At 70.7% G+C, this 20,581-nt stretch carries 16 protein-coding genes; 9 read left to right on the forward strand and 7 right to left on the reverse strand.

What is annotated here, in order from left to right:
* Nucleotides 1-71: 71 nt before the first annotated feature.
* Together BJ998_RS27080 and BJ998_RS27085 are read right to left on the reverse strand one after the other, a co-directional pair.
* A complete protein-coding gene (locus BJ998_RS27080) occupies nucleotides 72-1,700 on the reverse strand; it encodes a transglycosylase domain-containing protein (protein ID WP_184866090.1) in 1,629 nt (542 codons plus the stop codon).
* A 74-nt stretch (nucleotides 1,701-1,774) separates the two neighbouring features.
* Nucleotides 1,775-2,329: a GNAT family N-acetyltransferase gene (locus BJ998_RS27085; protein WP_184866091.1), complete on the reverse strand. Its 555-nt coding sequence runs from the start codon at nucleotides 2,327-2,329 to the stop codon at nucleotides 1,775-1,777.
* Nucleotides 2,330-2,581: 252 nt separating this feature from the next.
* Here BJ998_RS27085 and BJ998_RS27090 point away from each other — a divergent pair, with 252 nt between their 5' ends.
* Nucleotides 2,582-3,790, forward strand: a complete 1,209-nt coding sequence (locus BJ998_RS27090; protein ID WP_184868962.1) for a winged helix-turn-helix domain-containing protein — start codon at nucleotides 2,582-2,584, stop codon at nucleotides 3,788-3,790.
* A gap of 301 nt (nucleotides 3,791-4,091) precedes the next feature.
* Here BJ998_RS27090 and BJ998_RS27095 read toward each other — a convergent pair whose 3' ends face one another.
* Nucleotides 4,092-4,991: a DUF4097 family beta strand repeat-containing protein gene (locus tag BJ998_RS27095; RefSeq protein ID WP_312890349.1), complete on the reverse strand. Its 900-nt coding sequence runs from the start codon at nucleotides 4,989-4,991 to the stop codon at nucleotides 4,092-4,094.
* A 12-nt stretch (nucleotides 4,992-5,003) separates the two neighbouring features.
* Nucleotides 5,004-5,612 carry a toxin-antitoxin system HicB family antitoxin gene (locus BJ998_RS27100; protein WP_184866092.1) on the reverse strand — a complete coding sequence of 203 codons (609 nt, stop codon included), beginning with the start codon at nucleotides 5,610-5,612 and terminating at the stop codon, nucleotides 5,004-5,006.
* Between the two features lie 129 nt (nucleotides 5,613-5,741).
* On the opposite strand from BJ998_RS27100, the gene thyX reads away from it, so the two are divergent.
* The 4 genes from thyX (at nucleotide 5,742) to BJ998_RS27120 (ending at nucleotide 9,967) form a co-directional block, all read left to right on the forward strand.
* Nucleotides 5,742-6,494: an FAD-dependent thymidylate synthase gene (gene thyX, locus BJ998_RS27105; RefSeq protein WP_184866094.1), complete on the forward strand. Its 753-nt coding sequence runs from the start codon at nucleotides 5,742-5,744 to the stop codon at nucleotides 6,492-6,494.
* A 3-nt stretch (nucleotides 6,495-6,497) separates the two neighbouring features.
* Entirely contained in the window at nucleotides 6,498-7,124 is a 627-nt protein-coding gene (locus BJ998_RS27110; protein ID WP_184866096.1) for a TIGR03085 family metal-binding protein, read from the forward strand.
* A 234-nt stretch (nucleotides 7,125-7,358) separates the two neighbouring features.
* A complete protein-coding gene (dapA, locus tag BJ998_RS27115; protein WP_184866098.1) occupies nucleotides 7,359-8,273 on the forward strand; it encodes a 4-hydroxy-tetrahydrodipicolinate synthase in 915 nt (304 codons plus the stop codon).
* The gene (locus tag BJ998_RS27120; protein ID WP_184866100.1) at nucleotides 8,270-9,967 is read left to right on the forward strand and encodes a ribonuclease J; all 1,698 of its coding nucleotides are present in this window, start codon (nucleotides 8,270-8,272) and stop codon (nucleotides 9,965-9,967) included. Before dapA ends, BJ998_RS27120 begins: the two co-directional genes overlap by 4 nt.
* 52 nt (nucleotides 9,968-10,019) lie before the next feature.
* Here BJ998_RS27120 and BJ998_RS27125 read toward each other — a convergent pair whose 3' ends face one another.
* On the reverse strand, nucleotides 10,020-10,934 hold the full coding sequence (locus tag BJ998_RS27125; RefSeq protein ID WP_312890350.1) for an EamA family transporter: 915 nt from the start codon (nucleotides 10,932-10,934) through the stop codon (nucleotides 10,020-10,022).
* A gap of 73 nt (nucleotides 10,935-11,007) precedes the next feature.
* Here BJ998_RS27125 and BJ998_RS27130 point away from each other — a divergent pair, with 73 nt between their 5' ends.
* From BJ998_RS27130 to BJ998_RS27140, 3 genes are all read left to right on the forward strand, one after another.
* Entirely contained in the window at nucleotides 11,008-13,446 is a 2,439-nt protein-coding gene (locus BJ998_RS27130) for an FtsK/SpoIIIE family DNA translocase (protein ID WP_184866104.1), read from the forward strand.
* A 293-nt stretch (nucleotides 13,447-13,739) separates the two neighbouring features.
* Nucleotides 13,740-14,039: a type II toxin-antitoxin system Phd/YefM family antitoxin gene (locus BJ998_RS27135; RefSeq protein WP_184866106.1), complete on the forward strand. Its 300-nt coding sequence runs from the start codon at nucleotides 13,740-13,742 to the stop codon at nucleotides 14,037-14,039.
* A gap of 3 nt (nucleotides 14,040-14,042) precedes the next feature.
* Nucleotides 14,043-14,408, forward strand: a complete 366-nt coding sequence (locus tag BJ998_RS27140) for a type II toxin-antitoxin system RelE family toxin (RefSeq protein WP_184866108.1) — start codon at nucleotides 14,043-14,045, stop codon at nucleotides 14,406-14,408.
* 46 nt (nucleotides 14,409-14,454) lie between these two features.
* On the opposite strand, the gene BJ998_RS27145 is transcribed toward BJ998_RS27140, so the two are convergent.
* Both BJ998_RS27145 and BJ998_RS27150 read right to left on the reverse strand, forming a co-directional pair.
* Entirely contained in the window at nucleotides 14,455-15,255 is an 801-nt protein-coding gene (locus BJ998_RS27145) for a MerR family transcriptional regulator (protein ID WP_184866110.1), read from the reverse strand.
* A gap of 53 nt (nucleotides 15,256-15,308) precedes the next feature.
* Nucleotides 15,309-15,812 (reverse strand): amino-acid N-acetyltransferase, encoded by a 504-nt coding sequence (locus BJ998_RS27150; RefSeq protein ID WP_184866112.1) that lies wholly within the window; start codon nucleotides 15,810-15,812, stop codon nucleotides 15,309-15,311.
* 97 nt (nucleotides 15,813-15,909) lie between these two features.
* Here BJ998_RS27150 and BJ998_RS27155 point away from each other — a divergent pair, with 97 nt between their 5' ends.
* Complete coding sequence (locus BJ998_RS27155; protein WP_184866114.1) at nucleotides 15,910-20,553, forward strand: AAA family ATPase; 4,644 nt, start codon at nucleotides 15,910-15,912, stop codon at nucleotides 20,551-20,553.
* Nucleotides 20,554-20,581: the final 28 nt, after the last annotated feature.

The raw sequence follows: 20,581 nt of genomic DNA on the forward strand, positions 1-20,581 counted from the left end.
TACCGGAGTGGCACTGGCGTTTGAGTCGTGCTACGGGGCCATTTCCGGTGGACTTTCGTCCACCCCAGGGACTACTTCTGCACGGCGCTGACGTAGCTGTACAGCGCCGCGTCGAGGTTCGCCTCGTAGCCCCCGGTCATGCCCAGCAGGGCGCGGTTGCCCTTGCCGTCCGGCGGGGTGGCGAACATGTTCGCCGCGGTGGTCACGCCGTTGAAGTCCAGCATCGACCAGGCCCACCACTTGGGCACGTCGGCGCCCCGCACCGCGTTCTTGAACGGCGTGAACTGCCGGACCGGCTCGATCGTGCCGTCGCCGCCCCAGAAGTTCTCGGTCTGCGGCTGGGCCCGCCAGATCACCTCGCCGTTCTGCCGGATCTCGGAGACCTCGTAGGGCTGGTTGTACTGGTAGCCGTTGGCCATCGAGCTCATCGCCGCCGCCGCGCGCAGCGGCGTGGTGGCCAGCGCCTTGGTGCCGGGGATGAAGTCGATGCCGGCGTCCTCGTAGTGGTTTGCCGGGACGACGCTGCCGAGCACCTTCTCCACGTCGCTGCCGAGCGGGCCGGCGGCGGAGAACGCGTCGTTGAAACCCTGCTTGAGGTAGTCCGGACCGCCGTAGAAACCGAGCACTGCCCCCGTCCTGTCGTCCACCGAGGCCATGCCGATGTGCACGTTGCGGTCCTGCGGCTTGTTCGGATCCAAAGTGGACATACGGTCGTCGACGGCCTTCTTGGCCGCCTGCATGTAGTCCTGGCGGAACGTGGTCACCACGGTGTAACCGCCGCGGGCCACGGTGTTGGAGTCCGGAACGGACGGGTCCTTCTCGTGCAGCCGGTCCAGGTTCTGCATCGCCGCGTCGACCATGTAGCCGTTCATGCCGCCCATGTCGTCCGGCTCGTACTTGACCGGCGTCGGGAACTGCAGCGAGGCCCGCTGCTGTGTCGACAGCTCGTGCTCGGCGACCATGCCGTCCAGCACGTAGTTCCACCGGTCCTGCAACGCCTTCGCGGCCTTCGGGTCCTTGTCCGCGGTCGCGTAGTAGTACGGCGACTGGATGACCGCGGCGATGTAGGCGGCCTTGGCCGGGTCGGTCAGCTGCGAGACGTCCACGCCGAAGTAGGCCCGCGACGCCGACTCGATGCCGTAGGCCCCGCGGGCGAAGTAGATGGTGTTCAGGTAGTCGACGAGAATGGCGTCCTTGGACTCCACCTGGTCCAGCTTGATCGCCACCAGCACCTCGTTCAGCTTGCGGCCCAACGTCTGCTGCTGGGTGAGGTAGTAGTTCTTGACGAACTGCTGGGTGATCGTGGAGCCGCCCTGCAGGTTGCCGCCGCTGCTGGTCAGGTCGTTCTTCAGCGCGCGCAGCAGGCCCATCGGGGACACGCCCGGGTCGCTGTAGAAGGTGCGGTCCTCGGCCGCCAGCACCGCCTGGCGCACCACCAGGGGGATCTGGTCGAAGCTGACCGGCCGGCGGTTGGTGCCGACGTGGGTGATCTGGCTGGAGCCGTCGGCGTACGTGAAGATCGTCGCCTGCTGCACCGCGTCCTCGTTGGGCTTGGGGATCTGCACCGTGGCCACCGCCACGAAAAAGCCGGCGACCATGCCGGCCACCAGTGTCGCCGACGTCCCCAGGACCAGCTTCCACGAGGGCAGCCAGCGGCGCACGCCCCGCTTGTTCCGCCGCGGATAGTCGATGAGGCGCACTCGGTTGTCCTTCCCCACAGCCCGATCGTGTCGGGGGGTACGACTCCGATGACGCCTCGGGGGTTGTCCCCGGTTCAGGAATTGATCAGTTTCAGGTCCAGCGGACCCGTCACCCTGGCCTCACGCAGTGGCCGCCCACCAGCGTCCAACGTGCGCACCACGCCGTCCGTCTGCCAGCCCACCGAGTGGTAGAAGTTCAGCGAGGCCCGGTCCGCCTCCGGCACCCAGCTCACGCCCCTCGTAGCGCCCATGTTCCGCAGCGCTTCCGCCGCCGCCGCGAGCAGCCTGCCGCCGTGGCCTCGGCGGCCCCAGCGGGGCTCCACCAGCAGCGTCGCCACCAATCCTGTGGTCGCCGCGTCGTCCGGCAGCGACCCGTCCGCCTCCGCCACCTCGCTGTCCGGCGCCGGGCCCGCCACGCAGAAGCCCACCGTCCACTCGCCCTCGGTCGCCACCACCACCGTCGCCGTGGCTTCCTCCACGAGTTCCCGCATCGCCGCCGTGTTGTCCAGTCCGGCCAGCACGTCCTCCGGCAGCAGGTCCCGGTAGGCCGTGCGCCACGTGTCGCGCTGGATTCGGGCGATCTCCTCGGCGTCGGTGAGGACGGCGGGACGAACAGACGCTTCAGCCACGCGGAGAACCTAGCGGGTGGTGAACAGGCCGTCATGAGGCCGCCTCCAACCACGAGAGCGCGAGGCCCCGCCGATGCCTGGACCGTCGCCGGATTTCGCCCGCCGCCACGCAACGCGCCCCACCGCGCAAGCCGACGCGGCGGGCTAAATCCGGCTAGGGAAGGCATCGGCCCCGAAGGGGCCGAGCCCCGCGCGGCACGCGCGGCATGAGAACTGTCAGGGGTGGGTGGCAGCATCTTGTGCGTGCTCAAGATGTCCTCCATGGCGGCCCGTCGGACCGCCCTTGCCGCGCAGGGGTTCGCCCAGGCGCGGCCGTCCGGCGCGGTGACCAGGCGACACCTGCAGGGGGTGCTGGCCCGGACCCAGGTGCTGCAGCTGGATTCGGTGAACGTGGCGGTGCGTGCCCACTACGCCCCGTTGTTCAGCAGGCTCGGCAACTACCCGGTGGAGCTGCTGGACGAGGCGGCGTGGTCGCACAGCGCGAGGCGGCCGAGGCTGCTGGTGGAGTACTGGGCGCACGTGGCGTGCCTGATGCCGGTGTCGGACTGGCCGCTGCTGCGCTGGCGGATGCGAGCGCACAAGGAGCAGCCGAACGCGTACTGGCAGAGCGCGGGCGGGGAGCGGCTGGCGGAGGAGGTGCTGACGGCGGTGAAGGAGCTCGGCCCGATCACCGCGGGGGCGCTGGAGGACCAGCTGGGCCTGAAGGTGGAGCGCGAGCGGGGGCGCGGCGGCTGGTGGAACCGGTCGGACGTGAAGCGGACCTGCGAGTACCTGTTCGCGACGGGGGAGCTGACGACCGGCACGCGCCGGGGCTTCGAGCGCTACTACGACCTGACGGAGCGGGTGCTGCCGCCGGACGTGTTCTCGGCGCCGGAGGTGTCGCCGGAGGACGCGGCCCGGCAGCTGATCGCCAAGTCGGCGGTGGCGCTGGGCGTCGCCACGGAGCCCGACCTGCGCGACTACTACCGGCTCAAGCCGCAGTCGTCGCAGCAGGCCGTCGCCGAGCTGGTGGAGGATGGGGTGCTGGAGCCGGTCGCCGTGGAGGGCTGGCGGCACCAGGCGTATCGGCACGTCGACGCCCGCACGCCGCGCCGGGTGCAGGCCCGGGCGCTGCTCTGCCCGTTCGATCCGCTGATCTGGGAGCGGGACCGCACCGAGCGGCTGTTCGACTTCTTCTACCGCATCGAGATCTACGTGCCGGAGCCCAAGCGGATCCACGGCTACTACGTGTTCCCGTTCCTGCTCGGCGAGGATCTCGTAGCCCGTGTCGATCTCAAGGCCGACCGCGCCGCCGGCGTGCTGCGGGTGCCCGGCGCGTTCGCCGAGCTCGGCGTGGACCACGCGGAGGTGGCGCACGAGCTCGCCGAGGAGCTGCGGCTGATGGCCGACTGGCTGGGCCTGGACGGGGTGGTGGTCGGAAAGCGGGGTGATCTGGCCTCGCGCCTCGGGGCCCTGGTCTGACCCCGAACTGAATCGGGTGGAGTGCCCCGCGCCATCTGAAACTCGCAGTCCGGGCGTTCCCGTGTGACCAAGCGCGTACGGCTCTGGCGTATGGGAACGTTGCTGTGCAAGGATGTTCGTGTAGGGGGAGGGGAGACACAGCCTCGGGGTCGCCCACCTTTGACTGGACGGCCCCGAGGCTGTGGCTAACTCTCCGTGCACCCAGCGATCACGTCGGCCCGGGACCGCCTATCCCCTCTTCGGGCGGTCCCGGGCCGACGTGCGTGGTGCCCGTCTCCCCCTGACGGACACCTTCCCCAGGTCACCCCACGGCGGTCGTGATGACGGCGTTGCCGGAGCCGGTGCGGCCGCGAACCGTCAGCTTCGGCTCCTTGCCGGCGGGCGGCGTGCTGGACACGTCGAGTTCGCTGCGGGCCTGCCCGGCATGCGACACGAGGTCGACCATGGCGGCGGTGCCGGAGCGCACGGCCACCCGCAGCTCCCCGCTGCCGGTGACGAGCTCGATGGCGCCGCAGGCGGCGTCGGCCACGGTGATGTCACCGGTGCCGGTGCGCACCATGACGTCAGACTGCACGGCCCCCAGCCACACGTCGCCGGAGCCGGTGAACAGGGCGCTGCGCCCGCCCACGGACGAGACCTCGATGTCGCCGGAGCCGGACTTCACCCGAACCCCGCCCATCATCGGGCCGAGCCGCACGGCGGCGGAGCCGCTGTTCACGCTGGCGACGCCGTCGGCGCGGTCGACGCTGACGTCACCCGTGCCGCTGATGACGTTCAGCCGCCCGGCCGACCCGGTGGTGACCAGGGTCGCGGAGCCGCTCTTGGACTCCACGTGCGAGCCGTTGGGCGCCTCGACCACGATCGCCAGCGGCACGCCGCGCATCGGCAGCGGCTTGGGCGTGCGCACGACCAGCCGGCTGCCGGTCAGGTCGATGCGGGTCTGCCGCACGGCGTCGTCCGGCGAGCCCTCGGTCGGCGTGCCGAACTGGCCGCTGACCCAGTTGAGCAGCCCGGACAGGCCGGGAATCCACTGGTCGGAGGCGTCCTCGTCGTAGCGCACGGTGACCCGCACGCCCGGCCGCTCGGACAGCCGCACCTCGATCCGGCCGGCCCCGACGGCGACGTCGATCTCGATCGGACCGGTCGCCTCGAACTCTTCTTCCCGGACATGGCCCGTGTTGCCGGGCATGCTCTCGGTCACTGTCTCCACCCCTCAGCCCTCCACCCAGCCGCTGACGCGCGAGCCGCCGTGGCCGCCGCGCCCCCGATCCGGGCCCTGGTCGTTCCACCCCTGCCAGTTGCCGCGGCCTCCGCCGTGGCGACCCCAGTTCTGGTTCTCGTCCCACCACTGGCCACGGTTGCGGCCCCGGCCGCGCCCGCCGCGGTGCTGGTTGTTCAGCGCCCCCTGCACGGCCTGCGCCACGAAGGCGTTCAGCGACTGCCCCTGCGCGGAGGCGGCCTGCTCGGCCTTGGCCTTGAGCTCCTCCATCAGCCGGACCGTGATGCGGCTGATGTCGCCGGTCGGGTCGCCGACGAAGGCGGTCTCCTCGGCGGCGGGCTCGTCGGCTTCCGACGGCGCGGTGGTGGGCGTGACCACCACCTGCACGTCCCGGCCGTCCAGCCGCAGGCTGACGACGTGGTCGTCGAGCGACGCGGTGACCTCGGCGGCGAGGTCGGACAGCGCGTTCATGATGGCCAGCCGGGCGGCCGGCTCGAGCGCGGCGGACAGCACGGCTGCGGTGCGTCGGGTCTGGTCGTCCCCGGCTGCGGCGGCGGTCGTGAGGTCCTCGCGCAACGTTGCGATGTACGGCGTGAGATCCATGACGTCACTCTGACATCACTCGTGACGTCAGTCAAGGGTGATGACGTCATTGGTAGTGTCGCCATGATGTCACAGGCGTCGTCGTCTACGCTCGGGTGAACCGCCACCGGGGAGTAGGAGACAAGGCTCGTGACCGAGACGGTGCCGCTGAAGGTGCAGCTCATCGCCAAGACGGAGTTCTTCCCGCCGGCGGACGTGCCGTGGACGACCGACGAGGACGGCGGCCAGGCGCTGGCCGAGTTCGCCGGCCGCGCCTGCTACCAGTCCTGGTCCAAGCCGAACCCGGCGACCGCGACCAACGCCGGCTACATCCGGCACATCATCGAGATCGGCCACCTGTCCGTGCTGGAGCACGGCTCGGTCAGCTTCTACCTGAGCGGCCTGTCCCGCTCGCTGACCCACGAGCTGATCCGCCACCGGCACTTCTCGTACTCGCAGCTGTCCCAGCGCTACGTGCCCGAGCGCGACGCCGCGATGGTCGAGCCCGAGGTCATCGCCGACGACCCCGAGCTGCACGCCAAGTTCGTCGCCGCCGCCGAGGCCAGCGTCAAGGCCTACACCGAGCTGCTCGAGGGCCTGGAGAAGAAGTTCGCCGACGTGCCCAGCGGCACGCTGCGTCGCAAGCAGGCCCGCCAGGCGGCGCGTGCGGTGCTGCCCAACGCCACCGAGACCCGGATCGTCGTCACCGGCAACTACCGGGCCTGGCGGCACTTCATCGCCATGCGCGCCAGCGAGGCCGCCGACGTGGAGATCCGCGCGCTGGCCATCGAGTGCCTGCGCCAGCTCAAGAAGGCCGCGGCCAACGTGTTCGACGACTTCACCATCTCCGAGCTGCCCGACGGCACCGAGGTGGCGTCCAGCCCGTTCGTGACCGAGGGCTGAGCGATGGGTGTGGCGAGCGAGGAACGCCGGCTGATCTGCGAGGCGTTCGAGGACCTCGGCCCGGACGCGCCGACCCTGTGCGAGGGCTGGAACGCCCGCGACCTGGCCGCGCACCTGGCCGTGCGGGAACGCCGGCTGGACGCGTCGCCCGGCATCATGATCAAGGCGTTCGCCCCGCACACCCAGCGCGTGCAGGACGCCTACGCGGCCAAGCCGTGGCCGCAGCTGGTCGACCTGGTGCGCAGCGGGCCGCCGCGGCTGTCCCCGTTCGGCATCCCCGGCTTCGACGAGCTGGCCAACACCGTCGAGATGTTCGTGCACCTGGAGGACCTGCGGCGGGCCCAGCCCGACTGGGAGCCGCGGGCGCCCGAGCCGGTGCGCGACGCCGCGCTGTGGAAGATGCTGTCCCGCAGCAGCAAGCTCACCTTCCGCAACAGCCCGGTCGGCGTGATCCTGCGCCGCGCCAACGGCAGCGAGGTCGTGGCCAAGCGCGGCCCGAACACCGTCACCATCACCGGCGAGCCCGGTGAGCTGGTGCTGTTCCTGTCCGGACGGGACCAGGTGCGGCTGGAGTTCGACGGCGAGCAGTCGGCCGTCGCACGAGTCAAGGGCCTCAACCGAGGCATCTGACGGTGTCCGTGCGCCGCGTTCCGCGGCGGGCTCGGCCCCCTTTGAGCCGGCGCCTCGCCCTTGCCGGATTTTCGAGGCCCGCGTCGGCTCGGTGCTGGGGCGCGTCGGGCGGCGGACCTCAAAGATCCAGCAACCGGGCGAAGCACCGGCGGGGCCGAGCGTTCTCCGAGGTGGAGCGACACCGGCGGGGCCTCCCGGTCCAGCTCAAGGTGTGGACCGGGTAGCGTCTTGGCCATGACCGGGAGTTCCACCACAGCACCAGCACGGCCCTTCGGCCGGGTGCTCACCGCCATGATCACACCGTTCGACCGGGACGGCGCGCTCGACCTGGACAAAGCCCAGGAGCTGGCGAATCGGCTGGTGGACCGCGGGCATGACGGCATCGTGGTGAACGGCACCACCGGCGAGTCGCCGACCACGACCGAGAGCGAGAAGGCGGACGTGGTCCGCGCCGTGGTGGACGCGGTCGGCGACCGCGCGATCGTCGTCTCCGGCGCCGGCAGCTACGACACCGCGCACTCGGTGCGCCAGGTGCAGCTGATCGAGAAGGCCGGCGCGCAGGGCGTGCTGACCGTCACGCCGTACTACTCGCGGCCGCCGCAGGCCGGCGTCTACGCCCACTTCCGCGCCGTGGCCGACGCCACCGGGCTGCCGGTGATGCTCTACGACATCCCGCCGCGCACGATCGTGCCGATCGAGGTCGACACGCTGCGCCGGCTCGCCGAACACCCCAGGATCGTGGCCGTGAAGGACGCCAAGGGTGATCTGCTCGCCGGCAGCGAGGTGCTGGCCAGCACCGACCTCGCGTACTACTCCGGGGACGACCCGCTCAACCTGCCGTGGCTGACGCTCGGCGCGGCCGGCATGGTCAGCGTGATCGGGCACGTGGTCGGCAACCGGCTGCGGGCCATGGTGGACGCCGTCGACGCCGGCGACCTGGCCGCCGCCCGCGCCGTGCACAACGAGCTGCTGCCGCTGCACCGCGCCATGTCCGCCATCGGCGGCGGCGTGATCTTCGCCAAGACCGCGCTGCGGCTGACCGGCGTGGAGGTCGGCGACCCGCGGCTGCCGCTGCCGGCCGCGACCCCGGAGCAGACCGCCGCGCTGGCCGACGTGCTGCGCACCGTGGGCCTGGAGGTGGCCGCGTGACCGACGTGATCATTCCGCCGCGTCCGGGCAACAACCCGCCGCCGCTGGCCGACGGCGGCCTGCGCATCGTGGCGCTTGGCGGCATCGGCGAGGTCGGCCGGAACATGACCGTGTTCGAGCACGCCGGCCGGCTGCTCATCGTCGACTGCGGCGTGCTGTTCCCCGAGGACATGCAGCCCGGCGTCGACCTGATCCTGCCCGACTTCCGGGCCATCGAGAACCGCCTCGACGACATCGAGGCCATCGTGCTCACGCACGGCCACGAGGACCACATCGGCGCGGCGCCGTTCCTGCTGCGCAACCGGCCCGACGTGCCGGTGATCGGCTCCAAGTTCACGCTCGCGCTGCTGGCCGCCAAGTGCAAGGAGCACCGGCTCACGCCCGTGCTGGTCGAGGTGGCCGAGGGCGAGCGCACCCAGCACGGGCCGTTCGAGCTGGAGTACTTCGCCGTCAACCACTCCATCCCGGACGCCATCGCCATCGCCATCCGCACGGCGGCCGGCCTGGTGCTGCACACCGGCGACATCAAGCTGGACCAGCTGCCGCTGGACGGCCGGCTCACCGACCTGGCCGGCTTCCACCGGCTCGGCGACGAGGGCGTCGACCTGTTCCTGGTCGACTCCACCAACGCCGAGGTGCCCGGCTTCGTCACCCCCGAGCGGGAGATCGGGCCGGTGCTGGACCAGGTGATCCGCACCGCCACGCAGCGGGTGATCGTGGCCTGCTTCGCCAGCCACGTGCACCGCGTGCAGCAGATCCTCGACGTCGCCGTGAAGCACGGTCGCAAGGTCGCGCTGGTCGGCCGGTCCATGGTCCGCAACATGGGCATCGCCGCCGAGCTGGGGCTGCTGCACGTGCCCGAGGGGCTGCTCGTCGACCTGGACGCGGCGATGCTGATGCCCGAGGACGAGGTGCTGTTCGTGTCCACGGGCTCGCAGGGCGAGCCGCTGTCGGCGCTGTCCCGGATGGCCCGCGGCGAGCACCGGCAGATCTCCATCCGCTCCGGCGACACCGTCGTGCTGGCCAGCTCCATGATCCCCGGCAACGAGACCGCGGTGTTCGGCGTGGTCAACGGCCTCGTCCGGCTCGGCGCGCACGTCGTGCACCAGGGCAACGCCAAGGTGCACGTGTCCGGCCACGCCGCCGCCGGCGAACTGCTGTTCCTGTACAACGCGGTGCGGCCCAGCAACGTGATGCCCGTGCACGGCGAGTGGAAGCACCTGCGGGCCAACGCCGAGCTGGCCATCCGCACCGGAGTGGCCGCCGAGCAGGTGGTCATCGCCGAGGACGGCGTGGTTGTCGACCTCGTCGACGGCAAGGCCGCCATCTCCGGCCGGGTCGAGGTCGGACACGTCTACGTGGACGGCCTGTCCGTCGGCGACGTCGGCGAGTCCACCCTGTCCGACCGGCTCGTGCTCGGCGAGGGCGGCTTCATCAGCATCACCGTCGCCGTGGACACCGCCACCGGCCGTGCCGTCGCCCCGCCGACCATCTCCGGCCGTGGCTTCTCCGACGACCCCAAGGCGCTCGACCAGGTCGTGCCGCTGGTGGAGATGGAGCTGTCCCGGACCGAGGCGGAGGGCATCACCGACACCCACCGCATCGCCCAGTCCGTCCGCCGGGTCGTCGGTCGCTGGGTCGCCGAGACCTACCGCCGCCGCCCCATGATCGTCCCGACGGTGATCCCCGTCTGATTTCCGGTTCGGAACGGACCATTCCTCTACTCGGAGTTTTGGAATGGTCCGTTCACAGCGTTGGTGGGGTGTCCGGTTCGATGCGACGGCCGGCGGCGACCTGCACGATGGCGGCGCCGGCCAGCAGCACCGCCGCCCCGACGATCTGCACCACGGTGAGCACCTGGTCGAGGATCAGCCAGGCCGCCAGCGTGGCCACCAGCGGCTCGACCAGGCCCAGCACGGACGCCGCCGCCGACGGCAGGTGCCGCAGCGCCAGGATGCCGGCGACGTACGCGAAGGCGGTGCTGACCAGGGCCAACAGCACCAGGCCCAGCCACACCGGGCCGAGCGCCGTCGGCGTGGTCATGGCGTGCCACGGCAGCGCCCAGGGCGGGCTGACGATGCTGATCAGCACCGCGCCGACGACCATGCCGCCGATGGTCAGCGCCATCGGGTCGCCGTCCTTGGCGGCATGCTCGCCGAGCAGGTAGTACGCCGCCGTGCCGACGGCCGCGCCGAGGCCGGCGAGCGTGCCGACGAGGTCGAAGCTGACGGCGTCGAAGAGCTGGGCGATCATCGCCAGGCCGACCAGCGCCAGCACCGTGCCGAGCCACATCGACGCGGGCAGCCGGGTCCGCCGCACGAACCGGATCCACAGCGCCACCAGCACCGGCGCGAGGAACTCCAGCACCATGGCCACGCCGACCGGGATCCGGGACACCGCCACGAAGTACAGCAGCGGGCTGCCGATCACGCCCAGGACCGCGTAGCCGAGGACCAGCCGCCACGAGGCGAGCTTGGGCAGGCCGGTGAACGGCGCGGCGAACGCCAGCAGCACGATCGCCGTCAACACGATGCGCACGGCGGTGACCTGCAGCGGCGTGAAGCCGGCGTCGTAGGCGACCTTTGCCGGCAGGCCGGAGAAGCCGAAGGCGATGGCGGAGAGCAGGCTGGCCACGGTGGCGCGGAGTCGGGCAGTCGTCACGGGGCCAGTCTCGATCAGCGAGTTGCGCTGCCGTGACGTATGTGACGGAAGTGAAAGGGCTACCGTAGGGGGCATGGCAGGCCGGACGACGACTTCGAAGCGGACCCCGACACGCGGGAGAAGCACGTCCAAGCCCCGTCCGGCGACCAAGCCCCGGGGCAAGGCGACGTCGTCCAAGCGGGGCAGCGCCGCGCCGGTGAAGGCCGGCTGGGGCTTCTTCGCCAAGGGCATCGGCGGCCTGGCCCGGGCGGTCGGCCGCACCAAGGAGCTCGATCCGGCGCACCGCCGGGACGGTCTCGCCCTCGTGATGATCGGGCTCGGCGTGATCTTCGCCGCCGGTGTCTGGTGGCATGCCGGCGGCCCCGTCGGCGGTTGGCTCGACCTGGCGGTGCGCAGCGTCATCGGCGGCGCCGCCTACGTGCTGCCGCTGGTGCTGCTGTTCATCGGCATCGTGCTCATGCGCTCCGATCCGCTGCCCGAGGCGCGGCCGCGGATCGTCTTCGGCATGATCCTGCTCGCGGTGGCCATACTCGGTCTGCTGCACCTGTTCTTCGGCGCGCCCGAACTCGCCTCCGAGAGCGGCAACGCCGGCGGTGCGGTCGGCTGGTTGGCCGGGCATTTCCTGGCCCAGGGCCTCACCGGCTGGGTCGCCGTGCCGCTGCTCGGTCTTGTTGCCGTGTACGGGATCCTGCTACTCACCGGCACTCCCGTCCGGGAGGTGCCCAACCGGCTGCGGGCCCTCATCGACCAGTCGGCCACGTCTCTGCCCGTGCCGTCGGCGTCGGAAGCCACGCCGACTGAGGACGTCACGGAGAAGGACAGCTCGTCGGTGCGGCTGCGGCGGCCGTCGCGGCGGCGTCAGGCCGCCGACGCGGCCGAGGAAGCGCCGCGGCAGCTGGAACTTCCCACCGAGGAGCCGGAACCGGAGCCGGTCGCCGCTCCTCGTCCCGCGGCCAAGCCGCGCAAGACTCCCGCCGCTGCGGACAAGCCCGCCGCCCCGCGGGCCGTCGACGGCGACTACACCTTGCCGTCGTTGGAGATGCTGCAGGACGGCGATCCGCCGAAGTCCCGCAGCCGGGCCAACGACTCCATGATCGAGGCCATCACCGGCGTGCTGGAGCAGTTCTCCATCGACGCCCAGGTCACCGGCTTCACCCGTGGGCCGACAGTCACCCGCTACGAGGTGGAACTCGGGCCCGGCGTGAAGGTCGAGAAGATCACCGCCCTGACCAAGAACATCGCGTACGCCGTCGCCACCGACAACGTGCGGCTGCTCGCGCCCATCCCCGGCAAGTCCGCCGTGGGCATCGAGGTCCCCAACAGCGACCGGGAAATGGTGCGGCTGGGCGATGTTCTGCGTGCACCCTCCACTGTGCAGGATCAGCATCCGCTGGTTGTCGGTCTGGGCAAGGACATCGAGGGACACTTCGTCACCGCGAACCTGGCGAAGATGCCGCACCTGCTGGTGGCCGGCTCCACCGGTTCCGGTAAGTCCAGCTTCGTCAACTCCATGCTGGTGTCGCTGCTCGCCCGGGCCACTCCCGACGAGTGCCGGATGATCCTCATCGACCCGAAGATGGTCGAGCTCACGCCGTACGAGGGCATTCCGCACCTGATCACGCCCATCATCACCCAGCCCAAGAAGGCCGCCGCCGCGCTGGCGTGGCTGGTTGAGGAGATGGAACAGCGGTACCAGGACATGCAGGTCAACAAGGTCCGCCACATCGACGACTTCAACCGCAAGGTGCGGTCCGGCGAGATCACCGCCCCGCCCGGCAGCGAGCGTGAATACCGCCCTCGCCCCTACATTCTCGCCATCGTCGACGAGCTGGCCGACCTCATGATGACCGCGCCCCGTGACGTCGAGGACGCCATCGTTCGCATCACCCAGAAGGCCCGCGCCGCCGGCATTCACCTCGTTCTCGCCACCCAGCGCCCTTCCGTCGACGTCGTCACCGGCCTCATCAAGACCAACGTCCCCTCGCGCCTGGCCTTCGCCACCTCGTCCCTCACCGACTCCCGGGTCATCCTCGACCAGCCCGGCGCCGAGAAGCTCATCGGCATGGGCGACGGCCTCTACCTCCCCATGGGCGCGGCCAAGCCCCTGCGCATCCAGGGCGCCTACGTCGGCGACGACGAGATCAACGCCATCGTCTCCTTCACCCGGGACCAGGCTCAGCCCGACTACACCGACGGCGTCACCTCCGCCAAGGCCGGCGAGAAGAAGGAGATCGACGCCGACATCGGCGACGACCTCGACCTGTTGCTGCAGGCCACCGAACTCATCGTCACCAGCCAGTTCGGCTCGACCTCCATGCTCCAACGCAAACTCCGCGTCGGCTTCGCCAAGGCCGGCCGCCTCATGGACCTACTGGAGACGCGCGGAGTCGTCGGACCCTCCGAGGGGTCCAAGGCCCGCGAGGTCCTCATCAAGCCCGACGAGCTGGAATCGGTGTTGTTCACCATCCGCGGCGGCGGCGCCCCCGAGCCGGACGAGGAGGACGAGGAGTAACCCCTACCGCTGCAACGGAACCTTCGCCAGCGCCTCCCGGATCGTGGTGGCGGTCTGGCACTCGTCCAGATCAAGGAAGTTGTTGCTGCCCGGCAGGGTGGTCTCGGCCGGCAGAACTCTATCCCGAGCTTCCGGCCCAGCTGGCTGACGCGCTTGGTGAGGCGCTCGGCCGCTGCTGGCGATTCGAGCAGGCCGGCGCTGGCTTCCCGCTGACAGGGCGGGCCCGAACCCGGGCCCTGGCTAGAAGTCGAGCTAGGATTCGGGCAACCTTCCTGGGGGAGGTGGCGGTAGCCGTGAACATCAACACCGATGACCTGGTCAGTGTCACCGAGGCCAACAGCTCGCTGTCCCGGCTGCTCAACGAGGCCCATGAGGGCCGAAGCAAGCTGGTGATGCGGAACAACAAGCCACTCGCCGCCATCGTGAGCCCGCAGGATGCCGCGCGACTTCAGCGGCTGGACGAGCTCGAGGACGACCTTCGTCTGCTCGCCCTCGCGCTGGCGCGAACCATCACCGACGACGGCGCACGGCACAGCCTCCACGATGTGGCGGCCGAGTTCGGGATCGATCCGGCGGATCTGGACGAGGACTGAGCATTGGCACGGGTCCTGCTTACCACCGAAGCGAAGGAAGACCTTCGGGACCTGGACGGCACGGCTCGGCTCCAGGTGCTCAAGGCGCTGAATAAGTTGGAGAACGAGCCGGACAAGGGCGGTGCGCCGCTCGGCAACCGTGCCGGCGGAAACCTGGCCACCTTTCGCAAGCTCGTCGTCGGCGACCGGGACTATCGGATCGTCTACCGCATCGAATCGGACGGCACTGTTGTTGTCGTATGGGTGATCGGCAAGCGCGCCGACGGCGAGTGCTACGACATGGCCGTTGCGCGTGTTCGTCTGCACGCGGGCGACCAGGAACTGGTCGGTGAACTCCTCAACCTGTTGGAGCGCATCGAACCCCGATGAGTGGGCTGGGTGCGCCACGCCCCCTGGTCACGGCGCACCCAGCCGGTCATTCCTCGCCGGCGAGGAAGCCTTCGATGTCGGGCTCCTCGCCGCCGGGCTCGGTGAGCCGCTCGGCCAGCGTCGGCACGGGCTGGTCCAGCCACGCCGGGTCGTCCTCCAGCAACCCGTGCTTGGACGCGAACTGCTCGGTGGCGTCCCGGATCGACTCCCGCAGCGCGCCGACGACGACGCTCTCGGCGGTGCTGGTCAGCTCGATGAGCAGCGACCGGACCTTGTCGAGCTGGTCGGCCTGCCCGCTGGTCTCGGCGATGGCGGGCCACAGGTATCGCTCGAAGACGTCGACGAAGTCGGCGGCGACGCGGTCGGTGGCCTCGCGCAGCCGCTCGTACTGGCTGAGCACCTCCTGCGGCCCGATGGTGAGCTGGCACAGGCGGGCGCCGCTCTCCAGGGCCCAGCGCCGGGTGTGCGGCCGGCCGTGCCGCCACTTGACGAGCCCGAGCTGGGTGGCCCGGCGCAGCAGCGACGGCCGAAGCTCCCGTACGGACACCAGGGCGCGGATCTCGTTGATGCCGATGGGAATCCAGTCCTCGGGCCCGTCCGGCGCGAGTCCGAGCACGTCGGCGACGGAGTCGCCGCGGTCCCGGGCCTCGATCAGCTGCGCGATGGCCGGCAGCGAGAAGCCACGGTCCTGGAGTCGCTGCACGAGCCGGAGCCGCTGCACATGACTGACGTCGTAGCGGGCGGTGCGGCCGACGCGCCGGGGCGCGTGCAGCAGACCCTTGGTCTGGTACATGCGGATCGTGCTGGTCGGCAGGCCGACCTCGGCGGCGAGCTCCTCGACGGACACGGGACGATCCTCGCGCGCCGCGACCAGTCCAGTCAATACTCTTCTAGTTGTAATTAGAAGAGTTGCAGCAGCATTCGGCTGTTGCCGAGCGTGTTCGGCTTCACGTAGGTGAGGTCGAGGAACTCGGCGACGCCCTCGTCGAACGAGCGCAGCATCTCGTCGTAGACCTCGGGCGACACCGGCGTGCCCTCGATCTCCACGAAGCCGTGCCGGTTGAAGAACTTGGTCTCGAAGGTCAGCACGAAGATGCGGGCCAGCCCCAGCTCCCGGGCCAGCTCGACGAGCCGGTCCACGATGGCGTGCCCGATGCCCCGCCCGGACGCGAGGGGGTCGACGGCGACGGTGCGGATCTCGGCCAGGTCCTCCCACAGCACGTGCAGCGCCCCACAGCCGACGACCTTGCCGTCCAGTTCGGCCACCCAGAACTCCTGCACGGACTCGTACAGTGTGACCAGCTGCTTGGCCAGCAACACCTTGCCCGCGTAGTGATCGACGAGCGCCTTGATCGCGCGCACGTCGGCGATGCGGGCCCGCCGCACGAGAAGACCGTTGTCCACGGTTGTCAACCTAGTCCGTGGCCGCCGCACACCACCGCCCCGGTGAACGACCGTCGCCGTAAGCTGCGGGGCGGACACAGTCAGCGGAGGGGGAGCGATGACCGGCGCGGGGTGGGACGCCTTCGCGGAGGCCGAGCGCGCGGCCTCGATGGGCCGCACGACGGTGCTGACCACCGCGGACGGCGCGTGGTGGCTGCTCAACCCCGGCCAGCCGTGGCTGTGGTGGCGCGGCGTCGGCCAGTGGCGGCCGATGGCTCCGCCGCCGGACCCGGGATTCCGCGCCACGGCCCGCCCGGCGCAGCTCCCCGGCGGCCAGGCGCCGCAGCAGCCCGCGCCCCAGCCGATGCCGCAACAGCCGGTGCCGCAGCCGGGATCGCTCTACCCCGAGCCGCCGGTTTCCCAGCCGTTCCCGCAGCAGCCGCCGATGTCGCAGCCGTTCCCGGCTCAGCAGCAGTACGCGCCACAATTCCCGGCCCAGCAGGCGTTTCCGGCCCAGCAACCCTTCCCGCAGCCCGCGCAGCAGCCGTTCCCGCAGCAGGCACCGCCCCCGCTGCCGCAGCAGGGCCCGCCGCCGCTGCCCCAGCAGCCGGAGACCCGTGCCTTCGTCGAGCCGCTGTACGGAGGTGGTCACTTCGTGCGCACCGGCGAGCCGGTGGCGGCGTTCTTCGACAAGGCGAAGCGCGTGATCCTGTGGGCGGACGGCATCCGCCACGCGGAGAACACAGCCGGCCAGGCCAACCCGGTCATCCTGCTGATCGGCCAGCAGCACAGCGGCCAGCGCCGCCTGATGCGCTCCTTCGCCCCGTTCATGAGGGCCACGGAGGCGATCACCGAGTCGGAGCCGGTGATCAAGACCGCGGCCAGCCTGATCCTGTCCGCCAAGGAGCAGGAGAAATCACTCGAAGCGGTGGTACGCGCGGCGATCGCCTCGGCGTTCGAGAAGACGCCGGTGCTGATGATCGAGAACGCCGACGCGCTGCTGGCCGACGCGGGCGACCGGGGCAGCATCGTCGACATCGTCGTGGAGGTCGCACACGACCAGGAGGAGTGCGGCGTCCTGGTGTTGGCCGGCACCCCGGCGTTCCTCAAGCAGCTCACCGACGCCGCCCCGGCAGTCGCCCAGCGGGCGCTGATCTACCACCTGCCGGACTTCGAGCAGCGGCCGGCGGCGGAGGCGTTGCTGGACGTGCTCGCCGCCGAACGCCAGGCGTCGATGACGCCGGAGGCCCGCGCCGGCATGGCCGACCTGATCACCGGCGGCCGTACGCACCGCACGACCGGCGGCGCCCGCCGCGTCGAGGCCGTGATCGAGACGGCCTGTCAGAGCGCGATCATGCGCAGCGGCATGGCCCGCATCGACGGGCAGGACCTGGCCGAGCTGCGCCGGGCGGCCGGCAACAGCGACCGCAAGTCCGCTGCGGAACTGCTGGCCGAGCTGAACGCGATGGTGGGCCTCGACTCGGTGAAGCGCCAGGTAAACAACCTCGTCTCCGAGCTGCAGGTGGACGAGCGCCGCCGCGCCGCCGGCCTGCCCATCCCGCAGCGCAGCCGGCACCTCGTCTTCACCGGCAACCCCGGCACCGCGAAGACCACCATGGCCCGGGTGATCGCCGAGCTGTACCGGGAACTGGGCGTGCTCAGCGGCGGCCAGCTCGTCGAGTGCATGCGCGCCGACCTGGTCGGCGAGTACGTCGGCGAGACGTCGGGCAAGACCCGCAAGCTGATCGAGCAGGCGTACGGCGGCGTGCTGTTCATCGACGAGGCCTACAACCTCGTGCAGGGCGGCGACGAGGACTACGGCCCCGAGGCGGTGGCGGAACTCCTTGCGCAGATGGAGAACCACCGCGACGACCTGATCGTCATCGTGGCCGGCTACCCGCGCGAGATGAGCACCTTCCTCGACTCCAATCCGGGACTGCGCTCGCGGTTCCAGACCCGCATCGAGTTCCCCGACTACAGCAACGAGGAACTGGCCCGGATCTTCCAGCTGATGGCCGAGTCGCAGGGCTACGAGCTGGCCCCGGACCTGCTGGCCGCGCTGCCGGTGCGGATGAGCCGGATCAGCCGGGGCAAGGGCTTCGCCAACGGCCGGTCGGCCCGTCAGCTGCTGGAGGCGACGATCAGCCGGCAGTCGGCGCGGCTGGCGGCCGACCCGAGCTCGGACGTCGCCTCGCTCAACCGGCTGTTGGCCGCGGACGTCCCGGCGCCGGGCGATATCGGTGTGCGGATGGGAGACGGTGGGGCGCAACGGAGTCTGCCCGATCTACTGTCCGAATTGGACAACATGATCGGGCTGGAGCCGGTGAAGCAGCGGGTCCGAGCGATGGTCGCCGAGATGGACGTGGACAAGCAGCGCCGCGCGCAGGGCCTGCCGGTGTCGCCGCGCAGTCGGCACCTGGTGTTCACCGGCAATCCCGGCACCGCGAAGACGACCGTGGCCCGGCTGATCGGCGAGATCTACCGCGAGCTCGGGGTCGTCACGTCCGGGCACGTGATCGAGGCGCAGCGGTCGGACCTGGTCGGCGAGTTCACCGGCCAGACCGCGCCGAAGACGCGAGCCGTGTGCGAGGACGCGCTCGGCGGCATCCTGTTCATCGACGAGGCGTACACGCTGGTCAGCGGCCAGGCCGGCGACTTCGGCTCGGAGGCGGTCGCGGAACTGCTGGTGCAGATGGAGAACCACCGCGCCGACATGGTGGTGATCGTCGCCGGCTACCCGAAGCTGATGGACGACTTCATGGAGGCCAATCCCGGCCTGCGGTCGCGGTTCGCCAACCGGGTCGAGTTCCCGGACTACAGCAACGAGGAACTGGCCAAGATCTTCCTCGCGATGGCGCACGGCCAGGGCTACACCACCTCCGACGACCTCGTGGCGGCCCTGCCGGACCGGATCCGGTTGATCCCCCGCGGTCGCGGTTTCGCCAACGGCCGCTCGGCCCGTCAGCTGCTGGAGGCGACGCTCACCCAGCAGTCGGCGCGCCTGGCCGGCGCCGGCCAGGCGGACGCGGCCACGCTGAACACGTTGATCGCCGACGACCTGCCGGCCCCGGACGGAGCCGGTGTGGCGCAGGGGAGCGGCGGCCCGCGCAAGACGCTGCCCGAGCTGCTGTCCGAATTGGACAACATGATCGGGCTGGCGCCGGTGAAGCAGCGGGTGCGGGCGATGGTCGCCGAGATGGACATCGACAGCAAGCGGCGCGCCGCCGGCATGAAAACCGCGGAACGCAGCCGGCACCTGGTGTTCACGGGCAATCCCGGCACCGCGAAGACCACCGTGGCCAGGCTGATCGCGCAGATCTACCGCGAGCTCGGCGTCGTCACGTCCGGGCACGTCGTCGAGGCGCAGCGGTCCGACCTCGTCGCCGAATACCTCGGTCAGACCGCGCCGAAGACCCGTGCCGTCTGCGAGAGCGCCATCGGCGGCATCCTGTTCATCGACGAGGCGTACACGCTCGCCGGCAACGGCGACGGGGACTACGCGTCGGAGGCGGTCGCGGAACTCCTTGTGCAGATGGAGAACCACCGTGACGACCTGGTGGTGATCGCCGCCGGCTACCCCAAGGAGATGGACGAGTTCATGGAGGCCAACCCCGGCCTCCGGTCCAGGTTCGCCAACCGGGTGGAGTTCCCCGACTACAGCAACGACGAGCTGGCCGCCATCTTCCAGGTGATGGCGCGCGGCCAGGGGTACGTGCTCGCCGACGACCTCGTTTCCGCGCTGCCGCAACGCATCACGCGCATCCCGCGCGGCCGCGGCTTCGCCAACGGCCGGTCGGCGCGTCAGCTGCTGGAGGCTACGATCACCAAGCAGTCCGGGCGGCTGGCCGGCATGGCCGACTTCGACGCCTCCGCGCTGAACACGTTGGTGGCCAACGATTTGCCGGCACCCGAGGACAGCGGCGTGCAGCAGGGCGACGGCGGCCGGCGGCGCAGCCTCGCCGAGCTGATGGCCGAGCTGGACGGCATGATCGGCCTGGCGCCGGTGAAGGAGCAGGTGCGCACGCTCGTCGCCGAGACGAGGGTGGACGCCCGCCGCCGGTCCGCCGGGCTGAAGGTGGCCGCCCGCAGCCGGCACCTGGTCTTCACCGGCAATCCCGGCACCGCCAAGACAACGGTGGCCCGGCTGATCGCCCAGCTGTTCCGGGAACTCGGCGTCCTGTCGTCCGGGCATCTGGTCGAGACCAGCCGCCCCGACCTGATCGGCGAGTACATCGGCAGCACCGCCCCGAAGACCCGGGCCGTCATCGAGAAGGCCATCGGCGGCGTGCTGTTCATCGACGAGGCGTACACCCTCGTCGGCGACGGTCCCTCCGACTACGGGCCCGAGGCGGTGGCGGAACTCCTCGTGCAGATGGAGAACCACCGCGACGACCTGCTGGTGATCGCCGCCGGCTACCCGGCCGAGATGGACCGCTTCCTGGACGCCAACTCCGGCCTGCGGTCCCGGTTCGGCGCGACTGTCGACTTCCCCGACTACAGCAACGAGGAACTGGCCGGGATCTTCGAGGTGATGGCCCAGAGCCAGAACTACCTGCTCTCCGACGACCTCCGGGCCACCCTCCCGACGGCCATCGCCGGGATCGACCGTGGCGTCGGTTTCGCCAACGGACGGTCGGCCCGGCAGTTGCTGGAGCGGACCATCGCCCGCCAGGCCGTGCGGCTGGCCGCCCCGGACGTCGACCTCGACGCCCTGCCGGACGAGGAACTCCAGACGCTGCACGCCGCCGACCTGCCGGCCTGAGTCGGTCTTGACCGGCCCGGGATTCTGG

It is taken from the genome of Kutzneria kofuensis, from assembly GCF_014203355.1.
Classification (GTDB): domain Bacteria; phylum Actinomycetota; class Actinomycetes; order Mycobacteriales; family Pseudonocardiaceae; genus Kutzneria; species Kutzneria kofuensis.